The sequence below is a fragment of the Aquimarina megaterium XH134 genome (assembly GCF_000520975.1).
Lineage (GTDB): Bacteria > Bacteroidota > Bacteroidia > Flavobacteriales > Flavobacteriaceae > Aquimarina > Aquimarina megaterium.
This window is the reverse complement of record NZ_JACB01000015.1, coordinates 263,362-280,499: the sequence shown is the minus strand read 5'-3', so window position 1 is coordinate 280,499 and position 17,138 is coordinate 263,362. Positions and strand designations below refer to the sequence as shown.

16 protein-coding genes are annotated in these 17,138 nt (G+C 32.8%); 13 read left to right on the top strand and 3 right to left on the bottom strand.

Annotated elements, in window-relative coordinates:
- Nucleotides 1-103: 103 nt before the first annotated feature.
- On the bottom strand, nucleotides 104-1,111 hold the full coding sequence (locus Z053_RS0111570) for a pyruvate dehydrogenase complex E1 component subunit beta (RefSeq protein WP_255409750.1): 1,008 nt from the start codon (nucleotides 1,109-1,111) through the stop codon (nucleotides 104-106).
- Nucleotides 1,112-1,343: 232 nt separating this feature from the next.
- Here Z053_RS0111570 and Z053_RS0111565 point away from each other — a divergent pair, with 232 nt between their 5' ends.
- From Z053_RS0111565 to Z053_RS0111515, 10 genes are all read left to right on the top strand, one after another.
- A complete protein-coding gene (locus Z053_RS0111565) occupies nucleotides 1,344-2,090 on the top strand; it encodes an electron transfer flavoprotein subunit beta/FixA family protein (protein WP_025665170.1) in 747 nt (248 codons plus the stop codon).
- A 95-nt stretch (nucleotides 2,091-2,185) separates the two neighbouring features.
- Nucleotides 2,186-3,154 carry an electron transfer flavoprotein subunit alpha/FixB family protein gene (locus Z053_RS0111560; RefSeq protein ID WP_025665169.1) on the top strand — a complete coding sequence of 323 codons (969 nt, stop codon included), beginning with the start codon at nucleotides 2,186-2,188 and terminating at the stop codon, nucleotides 3,152-3,154.
- A gap of 86 nt (nucleotides 3,155-3,240) precedes the next feature.
- Nucleotides 3,241-3,858 (top strand): bifunctional nuclease family protein, encoded by a 618-nt coding sequence (locus Z053_RS0111555; RefSeq protein ID WP_025665168.1) that lies wholly within the window; start codon nucleotides 3,241-3,243, stop codon nucleotides 3,856-3,858.
- A 36-nt stretch (nucleotides 3,859-3,894) separates the two neighbouring features.
- The gene (locus Z053_RS0111550) at nucleotides 3,895-5,613 is read left to right on the top strand and encodes a NupC/NupG family nucleoside CNT transporter (protein WP_370540760.1); all 1,719 of its coding nucleotides are present in this window, start codon (nucleotides 3,895-3,897) and stop codon (nucleotides 5,611-5,613) included.
- A 144-nt stretch (nucleotides 5,614-5,757) separates the two neighbouring features.
- Nucleotides 5,758-6,582, top strand: a complete 825-nt coding sequence (locus tag Z053_RS0111545) for a thymidylate synthase (RefSeq protein WP_025665166.1) — start codon at nucleotides 5,758-5,760, stop codon at nucleotides 6,580-6,582.
- A 23-nt stretch (nucleotides 6,583-6,605) separates the two neighbouring features.
- Nucleotides 6,606-7,031, top strand: coding sequence for an energy transducer TonB (locus tag Z053_RS0111540; RefSeq protein ID WP_025665165.1), 426 nt, complete (start codon nucleotides 6,606-6,608; stop codon nucleotides 7,029-7,031).
- A 110-nt stretch (nucleotides 7,032-7,141) separates the two neighbouring features.
- Nucleotides 7,142-8,314 (top strand): ergothioneine biosynthesis protein EgtB, encoded by a 1,173-nt coding sequence (egtB, locus tag Z053_RS0111535; RefSeq protein WP_025665164.1) that lies wholly within the window; start codon nucleotides 7,142-7,144, stop codon nucleotides 8,312-8,314.
- Nucleotides 8,315-8,328: 14 nt separating this feature from the next.
- Nucleotides 8,329-9,303, top strand: coding sequence for an L-histidine N(alpha)-methyltransferase (egtD, locus tag Z053_RS0111530; protein WP_025665163.1), 975 nt, complete (start codon nucleotides 8,329-8,331; stop codon nucleotides 9,301-9,303).
- 22 nt (nucleotides 9,304-9,325) lie between these two features.
- Entirely contained in the window at nucleotides 9,326-9,607 is a 282-nt protein-coding gene (locus Z053_RS0111525) for a DUF427 domain-containing protein (RefSeq protein ID WP_025665162.1), read from the top strand.
- A 641-nt stretch (nucleotides 9,608-10,248) separates the two neighbouring features.
- The gene (locus Z053_RS0111515; RefSeq protein ID WP_025665161.1) at nucleotides 10,249-10,665 is read left to right on the top strand and encodes a hypothetical protein; all 417 of its coding nucleotides are present in this window, start codon (nucleotides 10,249-10,251) and stop codon (nucleotides 10,663-10,665) included.
- Nucleotides 10,666-10,738: 73 nt separating this feature from the next.
- Here Z053_RS0111515 and Z053_RS0111510 read toward each other — a convergent pair whose 3' ends face one another.
- The gene (locus Z053_RS0111510) at nucleotides 10,739-11,035 is read right to left on the bottom strand and encodes an isoamylase early set domain-containing protein (protein ID WP_025665160.1); all 297 of its coding nucleotides are present in this window, start codon (nucleotides 11,033-11,035) and stop codon (nucleotides 10,739-10,741) included.
- A gap of 121 nt (nucleotides 11,036-11,156) precedes the next feature.
- Nucleotides 11,157-12,236: an aminotransferase class V-fold PLP-dependent enzyme gene (locus Z053_RS0111505; protein WP_025665159.1), complete on the bottom strand. Its 1,080-nt coding sequence runs from the start codon at nucleotides 12,234-12,236 to the stop codon at nucleotides 11,157-11,159.
- A gap of 65 nt (nucleotides 12,237-12,301) precedes the next feature.
- Between Z053_RS0111505 and Z053_RS0111500 the strand changes: the two genes are divergently transcribed.
- The 3 genes from Z053_RS0111500 (at nucleotide 12,302) to Z053_RS0111490 (ending at nucleotide 17,097) form a co-directional block, all read left to right on the top strand.
- Nucleotides 12,302-13,240: a dihydrofolate reductase gene (locus Z053_RS0111500; RefSeq protein ID WP_025665158.1), complete on the top strand. Its 939-nt coding sequence runs from the start codon at nucleotides 12,302-12,304 to the stop codon at nucleotides 13,238-13,240.
- Nucleotides 13,240-14,091 carry a fructosamine kinase family protein gene (locus Z053_RS0111495; protein ID WP_025665157.1) on the top strand — a complete coding sequence of 284 codons (852 nt, stop codon included), beginning with the start codon at nucleotides 13,240-13,242 and terminating at the stop codon, nucleotides 14,089-14,091. The genes Z053_RS0111500 and Z053_RS0111495 overlap by 1 nt, the downstream gene beginning before the upstream one ends.
- Nucleotides 14,092-14,256: 165 nt before the next feature.
- Entirely contained in the window at nucleotides 14,257-17,097 is a 2,841-nt protein-coding gene (locus Z053_RS0111490; RefSeq protein WP_025665156.1) for an FG-GAP repeat domain-containing protein, read from the top strand.
- The last annotated feature ends 41 nt before the right edge of the window (nucleotides 17,098-17,138 follow it).

Below are 17,138 nucleotides of genomic sequence, written 5' to 3'. Positions count from 1 at the left end.
GATTAATACTTGCAATAATTAGTGGATCACCTCAATTTTTGGGCCATTTTTATATTTGGTGATGTTCCGAAAACTGATGAAACGCAAAATAAAGGAGTTCATTTTATTTATACATCACTTTTTTAACAGCTTTAACAACATCTTTACTGTTAGGTAACCATTCTTCTAATAGTTGTGGAGAATATGGAGTTGGTGTATCTGCGGTATTGATTTTTATGATAGGTGCATCCAGATAGTCGAAAATATTAGATTGTACCTGATATGTGATTTCTGAAGAAATATTAGCTAAAGGCCAGGCTTCCTCAAGAATAATTAATCGATTTGTTTTTTTAACAGAAGTAAATATAGCGTCAAGATCTAAAGGACGTACAGTTCTTAAATCTATAATCTCACAAGAAATATTTTCTTTAGCGAGTTCATCAGCTGCTTTATACGCTTCTTTAATAATTTTTCCAAATGAAACAATAGTAACGTCGTTACCTTCTCTCTTTGTTTCTGCTACCCCAAGAGGAATGGTAAACTCACCTTCTGGCACTTCACCTTTATCGCCATACATTTGCTCACTTTCCATAAAGATAACAGGATCGTTATCTCTAATAGCAGATTTTAATAATCCTTTTGCATCTTTTGGATTTGAAGGAACCACTACTTTTAATCCTGGTGTGTTGGCAAACCAATTTTCAAAAGCTTGTGAGTGTGTAGCTCCCAATTGACCTGCAGAAGCAGTAGGGCCTCTAAAAACAATAGGGATATTAAATTGACCACCACTCATTTGGCGCATTTTTGCAGCGTTGTTAATGATCTGGTCTATTCCTACCAACGAAAAATTAAACGTCATGAATTCGATAATGGGTCTATTGCCATTCATAGCACTACCAACACCGATACCTGCAAAACCCAACTCAGAGATAGGAGTATCAAGAACCCGATCCGGACCAAACTCGTCCAGCATGCCTTTACTTGCTTTATACGCTCCGTTATATTCTGCAACCTCTTCACCCATTAAATATATGGATTCATCTCGTCGCATTTCTTCAGTCATTGCTTCGCAAATCGCTTCTCTGAATTGTATGGTCTTCATGTGCTTGTTTTTATTATTTTTAGTCGACACCGTTTATTTTTGGAATTAAAATGATTAGTAAATGTAATCGTAATAATCATTTTAACTATTCTGATTTTATTTGAAAAAAATATTTTGTGCCATAACGAAGGCAAAAGTAGCAATTAAAACCCTTTGATAGGGGGAGAATATTGAAAAAATTTATTATGCACGCATAGTAAATTATACTTTTTATTTGTACCTTCGCCTTTATTATTAAATTCTCAAAAAATACATATATAAAATGAAGATATTAGTTTGTATTAGCCATGTGCCAGACACAACTTCCAAAATTAATTTTACGGATGGAGATACTAAGTTTGATACCAATGGAGTGCAATTTGTAATTAATCCTAATGATGAGTTTGGGTTAACTCGCGCAATGTGGTTTAAAGAAAAGCAAGGAGCATCTGTAGATGTTGCAAATGTTGGTGGTCCCGAGACAGAACCTACTTTGCGTAAGGCCTTGGCGATTGGTGCAGATAATGCAATTAGAGTAAATACCGAAGCTACAGATGGTTTTTATGTTGCTCGACAATTAGCAAAAGTTATTCAGGATGGTGGTTATGATCTTGTTATTGCTGGTAGAGAGTCTATTGACTATAATGGTGGTATGGTGCCAGGAATGATTTCTGCTCTTACAGGTGCTAATTTTGTAAATACATGCATCGGTTTAGAAGTCGAAGGAGATACAGCAACAGTGATACGCGAAATTGATGGAGGGAAAGAAACTTCTACGGCTAAATTACCTTTAATTGTTGGAGGACAAAAAGGATTAGTAGAAGAAAGTGATTTACGTATTCCGAATATGCGAGGAATTATGATGGCTCGTAAAAAACCACTTACTGTAGTAGAACCAATTGAAGCAAATCAGGAAACAAAGGCTGTTCAGTTTCAAAAACCAACTCCAAAAGGAGAAGTAACATTGGTAGATCCGGATAATGTGGATCAATTGGTTGCATTATTGCATAACGAGGCTAAGGTGATTTAATTGAAAACTAAATCATTCTGAACTCTTTTAAAAAATTAACAAAACAATCAAACAGTTCCTGAAAACATGTTCAGGAAAAATTAAACAAAATTTTTATGTCAATTTTAGTATATACAGAAAGTGAAGGCCAAAAATTTAAAAAAGCCGCTTTCGAAGTAGCATCTTATGCAAAAGAAGTTGCTGCTATGCTTGGTACAACGGTAACCGCTGTAAGTATTAATGGAGGAGATAGTAGTGAATTAGGAGCGTATGGAGTAGATAAAGTTTTAGAGATAAAAAATGATAAACTATCTACATTTAATGCAAAAGCATATGCAGATGCAATAAAACAAGCAGCAGTACAAGAAGGCGCAAAAGTTGTTGTGGTGAGTTCTACAGCAGATAGTAAATTTTTGGCACCTTTGTTAGCAGTACATCTTAATGCAGGATATGCATCTAATGTTGTAGGGTTACCAGAGAGTACTTCTCCTTTTAAAGTAAAACGTACTGCATTTACCAATAAAGCATTTAATGTTACAGAAATACCAACAGATGTTAAAGTAATTGGTTTGTCTAATAATGCTTTTGGTCTTAAAGAAAATGCTGGATCTGCAGCTTCTGAAGCTTTTGAACCATCACTTTCTGATGATGATTTTGGAGTACAGGTGACTGCTGTAGATAAAGCTACAGATAAAGTTTCTATTGCAGATGCAGAAATTGTAGTGTCAGGCGGGCGTGGGTTAAAAGGCCCCGAAAATTGGGGGATGATAGAAGAGCTTGCAGATGTGCTTGGTGCAGCTACAGCATGTTCAAAACCAGTAAGTGATATGGGATGGAGACCTCATAGTGAACACGTAGGGCAAACCGGAAAACCAGTTGCATCTAATTTATATATTGCTGTTGGAGTTTCTGGAGCTATTCAACACTTGGCAGGAATTAATGCCAGTAAAGTAAAAGTGGTAATTAATAATGATCCTGAGGCCCCTTTCTTTAAAGCTGCAGACTACGGAATAGTGGGAGATGCTTTTGAAGTAGTACCAAAACTTATTGAAAAATTAAAAGAATTTAAGTCGAATAACGCATAATTTTCATAAATTGTGCCCAATTAGGGGCTGTTTGAACCTACGTAAAAGTCCGCATGTTCAAACAGCCTTTTTTTATTGAGAGCAATATGAGTTTAGTTCGACTGAACATAAAAGGAATATCATACAGTCAAACCCAAAATGGCGCTTATGCGCTAATTTTAAGTGAGGTGGATGGAGAAAGAAAGTTACCAATTGTTATAGGTGCTTTTGAGGCACAATCTATAGCTATTGCTTTAGAAAAGGAAATCAAACCACCTAGACCACTTACCCATGATCTTTTTAAGAATTTTGCAGATCGGTTTGATATTATAGTAAAGCAAGTAATCATTCATAAACTGGTAGACGGTGTCTTTTATTCCAGTGTTATTTGTGAACGCGATAAAATTGAAGAAATTATAGATGCCAGAACAAGCGATGCAATTGCATTGGCACTACGATTTCAAGCTCCTATATTTACCTACAAAAATATTTTGGATCAGGCTGGTATATATCTTAAAGTAAATCCTAAAAAGGATGAGGAGATCGATCCCGAAAATCTTTTAGTAGATGAATTGGTTTCTGATGATGTTGAAATGGTAGGTAAAGAAACAAGTTATAAAGACTTATCTATTGAAGAACTCAATCGAATGCTTGATCAGGCAGTTACTAATGAAGACTATGAATTAGCAGCAAGGATTCGCGATGAAATTTCTAAACGAGGCTAATTTATATGTTAGGGTTAAAGATCTAATCTATTTTAAATGAGTTCAATTTATATGAAGAAAGGAGTACTTACTTTTCTATTATCTCTATTTGTTTTCTCTATATTATCAGCACAATCCATAGAAAAAAAATGGATTTTAGAAGAAGTTAATGGAAATACGGAAGAAACTTTTGCTGTTAAAAAAGGAGATTATTTTTCGTTAGAACAAGGCCGGTTTTCATATGCTTTTAATGGTGCTTCAGAAACACTACAAGGAGACTATTTACAGCAAAACAACCTCTTGTTATTATTTCCCGAAACAACTCAGGATTCCCTTATACGATATAGAGTCACTACCTTAACAGATTCTACACTGGTCATTTCAAAAAATAATATTTCATATACTCTTTCTACTCAGAAAAAAACAGAGCAAGTAGCTCCTGTAACAGAAGTTAGTCAACTTATACCCAATCAAGGGTTTTCACTTAATAGTTTATGGAGAGGGGTCTTAGGGATGATTGTTCTTCTGATAATTGCATTTTTATTTAGCAGTAACCGAAAAGCTATTAATTGGAAAACAGTTGGGTTAGGTGTTGGATTTCAATTACTAATTGCTATTGGAGTTTTAAAAGTACCGTTTGTTCAAACTGTATTTGAATGGGTTGGAAGCCTATTTGTTAGTGTTTTAGACTTTACTAGAGCAGGAAGTAAATTTCTGTTTGAAGGTTTGGTTATAGATATGGATACCTTTGGTTTTATATTTGCTTTTCAGGTACTACCAACCATTATATTCTTTTCAGCTTTAACTTCCTTATTATTTTATCTAGGTATTATTCAAAAAGTAGTAAAAGGCTTGGCTTGGTTGTTGACCAAAGCACTCAAGATATCTGGAGCAGAAAGTTTAAGTGTTGCTGGTAACATCTTTTTAGGCCAAACAGAAGCACCTCTATTAATTAAAGCATACTTAGAAAAGATGAATAAGTCTGAAATGCTATTAGTTATGATCGGTGGTATGGCAACTGTTGCTGGAGCTGTACTGGCAGCATATATTGGATTTTTAGGAGGAGACGACCCGGTTTTACGATTGCAATTTGCAAAACACCTATTAGCAGCATCAGTAATGGCAGCTCCTGGAGCAATTGTTATTTCTAAAATACTATTTCCACAAACAGAAAAAATTAATACAGATGTGCATGTTTCTTCAGAAAAAATAGGATCTAATATTTTAGATGCTATAGCAAACGGAACAACTGAAGGTTTAAGACTAGCTGTAAATGTTGGTGCTATGTTATTAGTGTTTGTAGCCTTTATTGCTATGCTGAACGGTATATTAAGTTGGGTTGGAGACATCACTTCTGTAAACACTTGGATAGCATCAAAGACAGCTTACCAAAGCTTATCTCTTGAGCTTATTTTGGGTTACATTTTTGCGCCATTAATGTGGATGATTGGAGTCGCCAAAGAAGACATAGCTTTAATGGGACAATTATTAGGAATTAAATTGGCAGCAAGCGAGTTTGTAGGGTATATACAATTGGCAGATTTAAAAAACCCAGCCAGTGCACTACATTTTACCTATAATAAATCGGTGATTATGGCTACTTACATGTTATGTGGTTTTGCAAACTTTGCTTCAATCGGAATACAAATAGGAGGTATTGGTTCGTTGGCACCTGGTCAACGAAAAACATTGTCTGAATTTGGTATGAAAGCACTGATCGGAGGTACCATAGCATCCCTGTTATCTGCTACAATTGCAGGGATGATAATAGGATAATGGTTTAAATTCATAATGTATTGTTAAAAACTATTGTACAACAATCCTTTAATCAATAAATTAAAGAGTATCTCGTATGCTATTTTTTGTATATTTGGAAAGCACTTTTAACTTTAAAGATTAATATAAACTGTAAGAGAGAATATGAGGCAATATCTTGATCTTGTGAATCATGTAATTGAAAATGGAAATGCAAAAGAAGATCGAACTGGCACAGGTACAAAAAGCGTTTTTGGTTACCAAATGCGTTTTGACCTTAGTGAAGGTTTCCCAATGGTTACTACCAAAAAACTACATCTAAAATCTATAGTCTACGAATTATTATGGTTTTTGAAAGGAGATACTAATATAGGGTATCTTCAGGAGAATGGCGTTCGTATCTGGAACGAATGGGCAGATGATAATGGAGATTTAGGCCCTGTATATGGTCATCAATGGCGTAATTGGGATAATAATGAAATTGACCAAATCAAAGAAATAGTAGAGACGCTTAAAAGCAATCCCGATAGTAGACGTATGTTGGTATCTGCTTGGAACCCAAGTGTTCTGCCAGATACATCAAAGTCTTTTTCAGAAAATGTAGCTAACGGTAAGGCGGCATTACCTCCTTGTCATGCTTTTTTTCAATTTTATGTTGCTAATGGCAAGCTGTCGTGTCAACTATATCAACGTAGTGCAGATATTTTTTTAGGGGTACCATTTAATATAGCTTCTTATGCCTTGTTTACCATGATGATGGCACAGGTCTGTGGCTATGAAGCAGGTGAGTTTATACATACTTTTGGAGATGCTCATATCTATAATAATCATAAAGAACAACTAGAACTTCAGCTATCTAGAACACCTCGAAAATTACCCAAAATGATAATTAATCCAGAGGTGAAAGATATTTTTGGCTTCGTTTTTGATGATTTCAAGTTAGTAGACTATGATCCGCACTCTCATATAAAGGGAAGGGTTGCAGTTTAAGCCCAAATTTTAAATGAACTACGATGAAAAGAACATTACTTATTTTAACACTTTTGCTTTCGGGAATTTCTTTTTCCCAGGATGCAATAATTTTATCGCAGGAAAATGCGAATGAAAAAGGAATCACACCAATGTGGCCCAAATGTGATCGATCAAGACAAACCCCTACACAATGTTTTGATCAAAAATTGAGAAATCATATTATTCAAAATTTTGAATATCCAGAGATCGCTATGAACGAAGGATTAAGCGGTACAGTAACGGTAGAGTTTATTATAAATAAAAAAGGAAAAGTAGAAGTGCTTGAAGTTACAGGAGCACATAGATACTTACAAAGAGAAGCTATTAGAATTATTAGAGCTATCCCTAAGATGAAACCTGGTAAATGGGGAGAGAAACCAATAGCTGTCGCTTATACTGTTCCGATTACGTTTAGAAAACCACAGTAATATAGAGGTTGACATTCTAATTTTAACATTGGATTAACCTTGTTATAGGATAAAAAATAATAAAAATCAGTAAATTTGAGTGTATACGTAAGTCGTATACACTCTTTTTTATGATCATTACAGATAATTTAATAACTTCCTTTTTAAGAACCCGATCAGATACCGAAGAAATTTGTGCACCCCTCCAGATAGAAGATTATGTGATCCAACCTATTGTAGATGTTTCTCCTCCAAAATGGCATTTAGGACATACTACCTGGTTTTTTGAAGAATTCATTCTGTCAAAATATGTGTCAGGTTTTAAACGATTTCACCCAGAGTATGCCTATGTTTTTAATAGCTATTACGAAAGTGTAGGAAAACGAGTAATCCGTACCGATAGAGGAAACCTCTCTAGACCAACAGTAAGTGAGGTATATGAATATAGAGACTATATTACTTCGCACTTACAAACTTTTTTAGAAGAAAATGATGATCCAAAAATCAGAGAGTTGGTAGAGATTGGTATTCATCATGAAAAACAACATCAGGAATTATTGATTACCGACATAAAATTTATATTAGGAAATAACCCGTTGTTTCCTAAGTACAACGATACGTTTTCTGAAAATCCCAGTTTTGATGATGATCAAATTCCTGGATATAGTACTGTAGAAGAAGGTATATATGAGATTGGATATGAGGGAAATAAATTTTGTTACGACAATGAACTTGGCAGACATAAAGTATTTCTAAGAGAGTATACCATTGCAAATGCACTTGTAACTAATAAAGAATATCTTGAGTTTATAGAGGATAAAGGATATCAAAATAGTCTGTTATGGCATGCAGAAGCTTGGGATTGGATACATAAAGATAATATCAAAGCTCCATTATATTGGCATAAAATAGATGGACAATACCACCAGTATACCTTACAGGGATTAAAAACAGTGGATTACGCAGCTCCGGTTACTCATATTTCATTCTATGAGGCATTTGCTTTTGCTCAATGGAAAGGAGAGCGATTACCAACCGAGTTTGAGTGGGAGATTGCCCAGTCCCTTTTCAAATGGGGAATTCGATGGGAATGGACAGAAAGTGCATACTCACCTTATCCAAACTACAAAAAAGCTCCCGGAGCATTAGGGGAGTACAACGGAAAATTTATGGTAAATCAAAAAGTGCTACGAGGAGGATCTGTAGCTACACCACGAAACCATACAAGACTAACATATCGTAATTTTTTTCACCCAAACCTTAGATGGCAATTTACAGGATTGCGATTAGTGAAGGATAAATAACTCTATTTTTTTACATGAATTCTAAAGATCAAAAAGTACTGGTTTCTACTTTCGAGAAAGAAGTATGCGAAGGTTTAACTGCGTTTCCAAAATACCTGTCATCCAAATTTTTTTATGACGAAATCGGAGATGAACTCTTTCAGCAGATAATGGCATTGCCAGAATATTATCTTACACGAGCAGAGTATGAAATTTTTGTAACTCATAAATCCGATATTATTCAAAAATTCGATACCAATAAAGATGGTTTTGATTTAATCGAATTAGGGGCAGGAGATGGGAAAAAAACAAAAGTGTTATTACAAGAATTACTAAATCAAAACTACGATTTTACGTATAGCCCGATTGATATTAGTGAAAATGCTATTGATGGATTGGTGAAAAACTTAAATCAGGAAATGCCAGAAGTTACTGTGCAAGGACAAATAGGCGAGTATTTTGAAGTCTTAGATCGATTAAAGCATATAAGCGATCGTAAAAAAGTAATCATGGTTCTAGGGTCTAATATTGGTAATCTATTGCACGCAAGAGCTATTCAGTTTTTGAAAAAATTATACAATGCAATGCATACTGGTGATTTGCTTTTTATAGGATTTGACCAAAAAAAACATCCCCAGAAAGTTTTAGATGCATATAACGACAAATCTGGAGTAACAGCAGCTTTTAATAAAAATGTTTTAGCAAGAATTAATAAAGAACTTAATGGAAATTTTGATCTGGACAAGTTCATGCACTGGGAGACGTATGATCCCGAAAATGGAACTGCTAAAAGTTATTTGGTGAGCAAAGAAAAACAAACTGTCGATATTGATAGTTTGTCGTTGCAAGTTCATTTCGAGGCCTGGGAAAGTATTCATACCGAGATTTCTCAGAAATATGATGATGATATTGTAAAGTGGCTGGCAAAAGAATCGGGTTTGAAAATTGTGAAATCTTTTTCGGATCAGAATAACGATTACAAAGATTATCTAATTACAAAAGAAGAATAAAAAAACAAAAAACACCCAGAATATGAAAGCAATTTGGAACGGACAGGTATTAGCAGAAAGTAATGATACTAAAGTGATAGAGAATAATCATTATTTTCCTCCCGAAGCAATAAAAAAAGAATTTTTTAAATCCAGTGACACACATACTAATTGCCCTTGGAAAGGAGTAGCATCGTACTATACAATCGAGGTAGATGGAAAAGAAAATAAAGATGCGGCATGGTATTACCCAAATACTAGTGATCTGGCAAAGCAAATCAAAGGATATGTTGCTTTTTGGAAAGGTGTCGAAATTGTAAGTTAGTATTTATGCCGTTAAAGAATAAATTAGCTTAGAATAACACTGTTAAAAAACAAGAATTTTTCGAATAGGTATTTATAATATTAACCCATTATTATTCAAATTAACAAAATTACCTTAATCATAAGATTCGTTAATTTCAGTATTATGTATTTGCTATGATTTACGAGATATTTAGCTTTCTTGTTTAGTAATAACTTCTATCAGTATTTCTTTATAAATTTCTCAAAATTACCCTTATACTACTTAAGGAATATGGTTCGTTATCCATATCCATTTATATTTTTTGTTATTCTGGTTAGTCCCTGCGTTAAACTGTTTTGCGCTACAAATTTCAAATAAGGTAAGACGGATAGTAAACAAAAGTATAGCGAATAAAAAGTAACTTCTTTTTTAAATATACCTTTTTCTAGGTTTGTACCAAAACGGAATAGTTTGCATATCCAATGGTTCTAAGTTTTTTAGAATTATAGAACTCATAAGAGCAATTTTGTTATTGCTTTTTTCAATAATTCCTTGTATTGGATTATATGCTGTTATACCATGTTTTATAATGGTAGTTTTTTACCTAATTCCGTTTTTTTTAAAAGAAAATAAAGAATATAAAATTGTGAATACAGGTAAAATTATAAAAAAGAAATGCTATGATTGACAAAAATTCATTTAATAATTTAAAAAAGAAATATTATTTCCTGTCTGATTTACCAGATAAGTTACAAGGTTTAATTTCTGATGAGCTATCACCTAACTCGAATATAATTGGTGCATACGAAGTAATGATTAATGATAAAAATGGCTGTATCCTGTTACTCGAAAATAAACTTCTTGCCTTCTGGATGTCGAAAATATTATTTAAAAAATTCCCAACACTTCAGGAATTCGATTACGCCCAAATTAATGAAGTGAAAAATATAGAAAATGAAGGATTATACATTCATTCTTCAGCTGATCTCGAAATTTTAAATGAAGATTATGAAGAAGGAAAATTTATTTTTGAATCTTCAGCAGAAAAGGATGAAGTAGCAAAAATTATAACAAGCAAATCTTCAAGGTTAAAATAAAATAGTAGTTATCAAAAGATAAATGTAATGGATGAGTTCCCAGTAAAACTAGGAAACTCATCCATTATAATTCTTATAGTACTAATAAACTATTATCTGCAGCAGCAAAATCGTTCCACTGATATCCGTCAGCTTCGATCTCGTTTGTCCATTCACCATCTACAACATATTTAAATTCAAATTTGTTGTCTTTAGGAAGATCAATGGTTCCTTTAAAGTTTCCATTTTTCAACTTTTTCAGAATGGTAGCTTCTGTATTCCATTCATTAAATTCTCCGGCTACGCTTACATTATTTGCTTCTTTCGCAGGAACGATAAAAGTAACTTTACAAATAGGTTTAGATTTTAAGTATTGCTTAGTAATCGCCATAATTTATATACTATTAAATATTGGTTAATAAATTTAAAACTAAGTTACTATAAAACGATAAAAACGAAAAGGGAGAAACATCAGATTATCAGTAATTTAATCAACACTTAACAATAAGATATTAACGATAACGATATAGTACATCAATTAATTTTTTTACGTCCTCTATGGTATTGTAAAAATGAAGACTAATTCGAATTCCTGGTCCTCGAAGAGAAGTAATTATATGGTTCTTTTTTAAATGCAAATGTAATTTCTGATCACCTTTTATATTAAAAATTGTACTATGTCTTTGGCGTTTTACCACATTTTCTTCTAATACATTTAGTTTGACAAATTCTGATTTTGCATATTCACTTAGTGTATTCATATGTTCTTCAATAGTCGCAATGCCTATTTTGTTTAGAAAATTCAGGGAATATTGCAGGCTTCCAAAATTGAAGGTGTCCAGATGGCCACATTCAAATCTAGCTCGCAAACTTGTGTATGATGGATCATAATTGGTTTTAGGAGCATCGATATATGAAGAAGGTGTAATCTGATCTAATACTTCATGGTTAAATAGCATAAAACCATTACCATATCCGCCCAATAACCATTTATAACCACTACATCCCAAAATATCAATTCCCGAAGCATTAAAATCGAAAGTCTTGGTGCCGCAAAACTGTGTAGCATCAGCAATAAAAAGTACATCCGGATATTTGGCTTTTAATTGGGTAAGGAAATCAAGATCTATTGCAATACCATTAATGTATTGTACCAAGCTAAATGCAAAAATATCAGGTTTGTGTTTTTGTATGGCATTTTCAATATTTTGTTCTACTGTAGCATCTATTGTTGCATAACAAACATTAAACCCTTTACTGGTTACAGCAAAGTTAATAGAAGGATAGTCTTCATCCAGTAATAAGACTTTTTTATTTTTATCTATTGTACTTAATATTGTATTGAAACCCAGAGAAAAATTAGGAGTTAATACTACATTGTTATCAGAGCTTCCAAAAAATGTTGCAATAGTTTTGCGTACACTATTTAAAAAATCCTGTTGATGATCTCTAAACAGACTTCCGCCAATAAGAAAATCTAAATCATGTTCCTGTCTAAACTCTAAAAGTGAATCATAAAGTAATCCAGAAGATGCTGTATTGAGATAGGTGTTGTTAGATAAAACAGGAAATTCTTTTCTTAAATTCTTCATAAGTAATTTTAGTGCTTTTTGCTAAAAACTATATCTTTACTTGCCGGTACTAAGTTAGCATTAATATGTTTTCAAAAAAGAAAGAAAGAATACAAATTGACCCACAGCAACGTGAGTTATATGAGCATGCACGTAAGCGCGTTATTCAGAAAAAAAGATTATTTCAACATTTCATCATTTTTTTAGTTGGCTCTGTGTTTTTTATAATTCTTAACCTGGTATTTGGTTATGGAAAAGAGTTTACATTATTTGGGGTAGACTGGTATATTATTGCAATACTATGCTGGGCATTCCTTTTGGTAGTGCATTTTTGTAATGTATGGTTGTTTAGTACATTTATGGGACAAGAGTGGGCAGATCGACAGATGGAGCGATTGATTACCAAACAAAAAGAGGAAATAGCTTTACTTCAGAAAGATATAGAGTTAATGTATCCCAAAGAAGAACTGGTTAAAAAGAAAGAAGGATTTATAAAAGGAAAAACATCAGAGATTGTGGGAGAGTTAAAAGAAACAAAGAGTGTGATTACAATGATTGCTGCGGCTGGAGAAAATAATGCCTTAGGTAAAGATAATGATCTGGTTTGGCATTTACCAGATGATTTTAAGCGGTTTAAAAAACTAACGACAGGTCATCATATAATCATGGGGCGTAAAACTTTTGAAACTTTTCCTAAATTACTCCCTAATCGTATACATATTGTAATCACCAGAAATACAAACTATCAGGCAGAAGGCGTAATAGTAGTACATAATATGCAGGATGCTTTAGAGATAGCTAAAGGAGATGCACAACCTTTTATTATAGGAGGTGGTGAGATTTATACTATGGGGATGGATCATGCAGATTGTATCGAATTAACCAGAGTGCATGAATCTTTTGAAGCAGATGCTTTTTTTCCTGAAATTGATACCGAAATCTGGAAATTAGAGAAAGAAGAATTTCATGATATAGACGAAAAGCATAAGTATCCTTTTACGTATTTGACGTACATCAAAAAATAATGCGTTCTTTAAAGCTTACATCTCATTTTGAAGAATTACTTTCAGAAAAGATAATAGCGATACAGCCATTATCGGGAGGGGACATTAATGACGTTTGTCTTATACATACAAATCAACAAAAATTTGTTGCCAAAGTTAATAGTGCTTCAGAATTTCCTGGGATGTTTGAGGCAGAAGCCAAAGGTCTTGAAAAACTTAAAGATTCAAACACATTTACGATTCCGGATATTATTCGTTTTGGTGAATTTGATGATATTGCTTTTTTGATATTAGAATATATTGATTCTGGAAAACAAGCAGATACTTTTTGGGAAATATTTGGAGAACAATTAGCGGCCCTACACCAACAAAATGACTCTTATTTTGGTTTCGAGAATGATAATTATATCGGGAGTTTGCCACAGTATAACACTATATGTGATTCTACATACAAATTCTATGTGACCCAGCGATTACAACCACAATTTGAATTGGCCCGACAAAATGGTTTCTCGTTTTCAGATGTAGATACATTTTACAATGTACTTAAAGATGAAATACCAAACGAAAAACCAAGCCTGGTTCATGGTGATTTATGGAGTGGTAATTTTATGATTGATATGCAGGGATATCCTTGTCTTATCGATCCGGCGGTTGCATACGCCCCCAGAGAAATGGATATAGGTATGATGCATCTTTTTGGAGGTTTTAATTCTAGTGTATTTGATATTTATAATGAAGTTTTTCCACTTACAGGAAATTGGAAAGATCGATTACCGATTTGGCAATTGTATTACCTTTTGGTTCACCTTAACCTGTTTGGGAGTTCATATTATAATAAAGTAAAGAGTATTGTGAACCGGTATTCTTAATAAACTCACCTTGCTTTTTTAGACAGTTATATAAATTAGGTATAAATAATTTGAATTATTTTTTTCAGTTCCGAAAAATGAAACTGAGATGTTCTACTATTGTATAGAATATTACATTTTGATCTATAATAGATAACATTAGCTAACAATTAAAAAACTGAATAAATGAAAAAAATAACACTTCTTGTTTTCTTATTTTTATTTGCCACAATTAAAGCTCAGGAAATAGAAAACTTACCTACCGGGTTGGTTACTATTGATTCTCAAGATGAAGTTAGAATTGATCAGTTAATCAAAAGAATTCATCTTTTTTTAGAAAGTGTACATAATCCAACAAAAATTTCTTCTATAAATCAATCTGGAGTAACATTTGGCTCTGCTACATGGGGAGAAGGTTCTTGGGGGAATGGATATTTTGCTACCTCAATTGATTTACCAAATTTTAACGGCCAGAATCCTAATTATTCAGGTTGGTATACTGGAAGCAAAATTAATGACACCATAGTAGATTACCCTAGTTGTAGACCTATGATTAGAGAAATTGGCAGAACAATAGTGGGGTATATTAATTTATATGGAACCGGAACATTAAATGATGATGTTCTTATTTATAATCGAATATTAAAAGGAACAAAATATCTTATAGATGAACAGCAGACGAGTGGTATTGATGTAGGTTCTTTTTGGAGTTGGAGATCACGACCAGGTCAAACGATACCAAATAGTGGAGGACAGAATGAAAGTGGATATAATAATAGAGCAGAACAGTTTGAAGCGGGTTATGCCATGGAAGCATTAACAAAAGCTTATTTATTGTTTAAAAAACATGGTATCAATACAAATGATTTTCAACTAGATAAAATTTTAACAGCTATTAAAAACTTAGGAAATTGGTTTATCATATATGGTTTGGAACATCATAAATATAATAGAGATAATTCGTGTATTAAAAAAAGCTATACTAGAAATACAAACCAATTATCTAATAGTATCTGGGGACTTGTAAATGCGTATAAAGTCACTAAAGAGTCAAAGTATTTAGATGCTGCTATCCAGGTATATGAAGAATCAATAGATTTTCATCAAGAAGAGGATGGAGCTTGGGTATATTCTAGGTGTGATGCAGGAGTAATAAACTCAAAACAATTCCATGACTCACAAGGGCATTATACAGGTAGTATTTTAAGAAACCTTATATTACTATATGATGAGCTATTTTGTGAACATCCATCTATTATTGCAAATGTACAATACGCTAAAGATAATTTAAGACATAGAATTCTTTTAACAATTAACCATTTTTTAAAAGAAAATATGTCTCTTGATCTTAATAATAACGGAAATACCACGCGATTAAGACCGTATGGAGAAATTGCAGATTATAAAAAATACTTAGGAGGAGTTATCACTGATCAAGATATTGATACCGAAATAGAGTTATATGATGCGATGCATACCTTGGTCAATAGTCAGTTGTATCATGAATTATCTGGTAATGATCAGGTTAAAATTGTAAAAATCGGAGATGCGGTTTTAAAAAGTTTAGTAAATTCTTTTTATGATGGAAATGGAACATTAAAAGACATTAATAAACCTTTTACAAACTTTAGGAACTTGTCTTTATATATACATAAACAAAAAATTAATTTTCAACATAAAAATACTGAATTGGTTTTCTATAATCCGCTAGATAATATACGGCCCAATAAAATTGGCATTTATAATACCGATTTTGAAGAACATATAGGGTATACAAATGCAGGTAGTAGTGCCCATCTTATGACTACTGGTGATTTTGATAGGGATGGTGAAGATGAAATAGCAATTTACTCTAAAGTAGATGGAAGAATTTCAATTCATAATAGCTATTATAATTGGTATACTGGTTGTAATCCTTCTTATGTTAAGAGTATTGAAACAGGGTTTAAGTTGCATGATCATATGGAAGCTTTGGATTATGACGGAGATGGATATAATGATGAAATTGTAATGCACAATAGAAGTTATGCAGGAAAAACCAATCGTATAGATGTTTTAGATCTTAATGGTTATATCTCTAGCAAATACTCTAATGCGGGTAGTGAATTTGCCTTAATTACAACAGGAGATTTTGATCAAGATGGTAAGGACGAAATAGCTGTTTATAGTCAATCTGATGGGCAAATATCAATTTATAATCCTGACGAGGCTACGCAACTTACTCAAAGCGTTGCCTATACTGGAAATCTTCCTGTTTATGGAGGAAGTATTTATACAGGTTTCAAACTACACGATCACATGGAAGCTTTAGACTATGATGGGAATGGTAAAGATGAAATCGTGATGCATAATAAGAGTTATGCAGGACAAACCAATCGTATAGATATTTTAGATCTTAGTGGCTATATCTCTAGTAAATACTCTAATGCGGGTAGCGAGTTTGCCTTAATTACAACAGGAGATTTTGATCAAGATGGTAAGGACGAAATAGCTGTTTATAGTCAATCTGATGGGCAAATATCGATTTATAATCCAGATGAAGCTTCACAACTACCCCAAAGTATTGCCTATACCGGAAACCTTCCTGTTTATGGAGGAAGTATTTATACTAAATATACATTTTATACACAGTTAGACGTTCTAAGAGTAACACGAAAAGATTATTTGTATACTAAACCTGATTATAATTATATTGTTAAATCACCTTCAAAATCTAGGTATAAACCAAGCCTTAATGAAGAAGAAAAAAATATAACTAAATCTCCTTCAAATAAAACATTAGTATACCCAAATCCTATAGTAGAAAAAGGGTTTACTGTTTCTTTTACAATAGAAGAAAGAAGTGAAATCGAAATAAGTTTATTAGATATAAGTGGAAAAAAAATAGGAACATTATTTAGTGATATAAAAGATTCTGGGATTCATGAATTTCATTACAAAAATGATAAACTAGAGAAAGGGTTTTATATGCTTGTTACAAAGATAAATGGTAAATATCATCAATCCCTTAAAGTCATTTATAAATAGAATTTCTTATCCATTATTCATATTATTTAACATAGAAATTC

Coding starts and splice junctions, on each gene's coding strand:
- Z053_RS0111565 (WP_025665170.1), top strand. CDS start 1,344: ATGAAGATATTAGTTTGTATTAGCCATGTGCCAGACACAACTTCCAAA.
- Z053_RS0111560 (WP_025665169.1), top strand. CDS start 2,186: ATGTCAATTTTAGTATATACAGAAAGTGAAGGCCAAAAATTTAAAAAA.
- Z053_RS0111555 (WP_025665168.1), top strand. CDS start 3,241: ATGAGTTTAGTTCGACTGAACATAAAAGGAATATCATACAGTCAAACC.
- Z053_RS0111550 (WP_370540760.1), top strand. CDS start 3,895: ATGAGTTCAATTTATATGAAGAAAGGAGTACTTACTTTTCTATTATCT.
- Z053_RS0111545 (WP_025665166.1), top strand. CDS start 5,758: ATGAGGCAATATCTTGATCTTGTGAATCATGTAATTGAAAATGGAAAT.
- Z053_RS0111540 (WP_025665165.1), top strand. CDS start 6,606: ATGAAAAGAACATTACTTATTTTAACACTTTTGCTTTCGGGAATTTCT.
- egtB (WP_025665164.1), top strand. CDS start 7,142: ATGATCATTACAGATAATTTAATAACTTCCTTTTTAAGAACCCGATCA.
- egtD (WP_025665163.1), top strand. CDS start 8,329: ATGAATTCTAAAGATCAAAAAGTACTGGTTTCTACTTTCGAGAAAGAA.
- Z053_RS0111525 (WP_025665162.1), top strand. CDS start 9,326: ATGAAAGCAATTTGGAACGGACAGGTATTAGCAGAAAGTAATGATACT.
- Z053_RS0111515 (WP_025665161.1), top strand. CDS start 10,249: ATGATTGACAAAAATTCATTTAATAATTTAAAAAAGAAATATTATTTC.
- Z053_RS0111510 (WP_025665160.1), bottom strand. CDS start 11,035: ATGGCGATTACTAAGCAATACTTAAAATCTAAACCTATTTGTAAAGTT.
- Z053_RS0111505 (WP_025665159.1), bottom strand. CDS start 12,236: ATGAAGAATTTAAGAAAAGAATTTCCTGTTTTATCTAACAACACCTAT.
- Z053_RS0111500 (WP_025665158.1), top strand. CDS start 12,302: ATGTTTTCAAAAAAGAAAGAAAGAATACAAATTGACCCACAGCAACGT.
- Z053_RS0111495 (WP_025665157.1), top strand. CDS start 13,240: ATGCGTTCTTTAAAGCTTACATCTCATTTTGAAGAATTACTTTCAGAA.
- Z053_RS0111490 (WP_025665156.1), top strand. CDS start 14,257: ATGAAAAAAATAACACTTCTTGTTTTCTTATTTTTATTTGCCACAATT.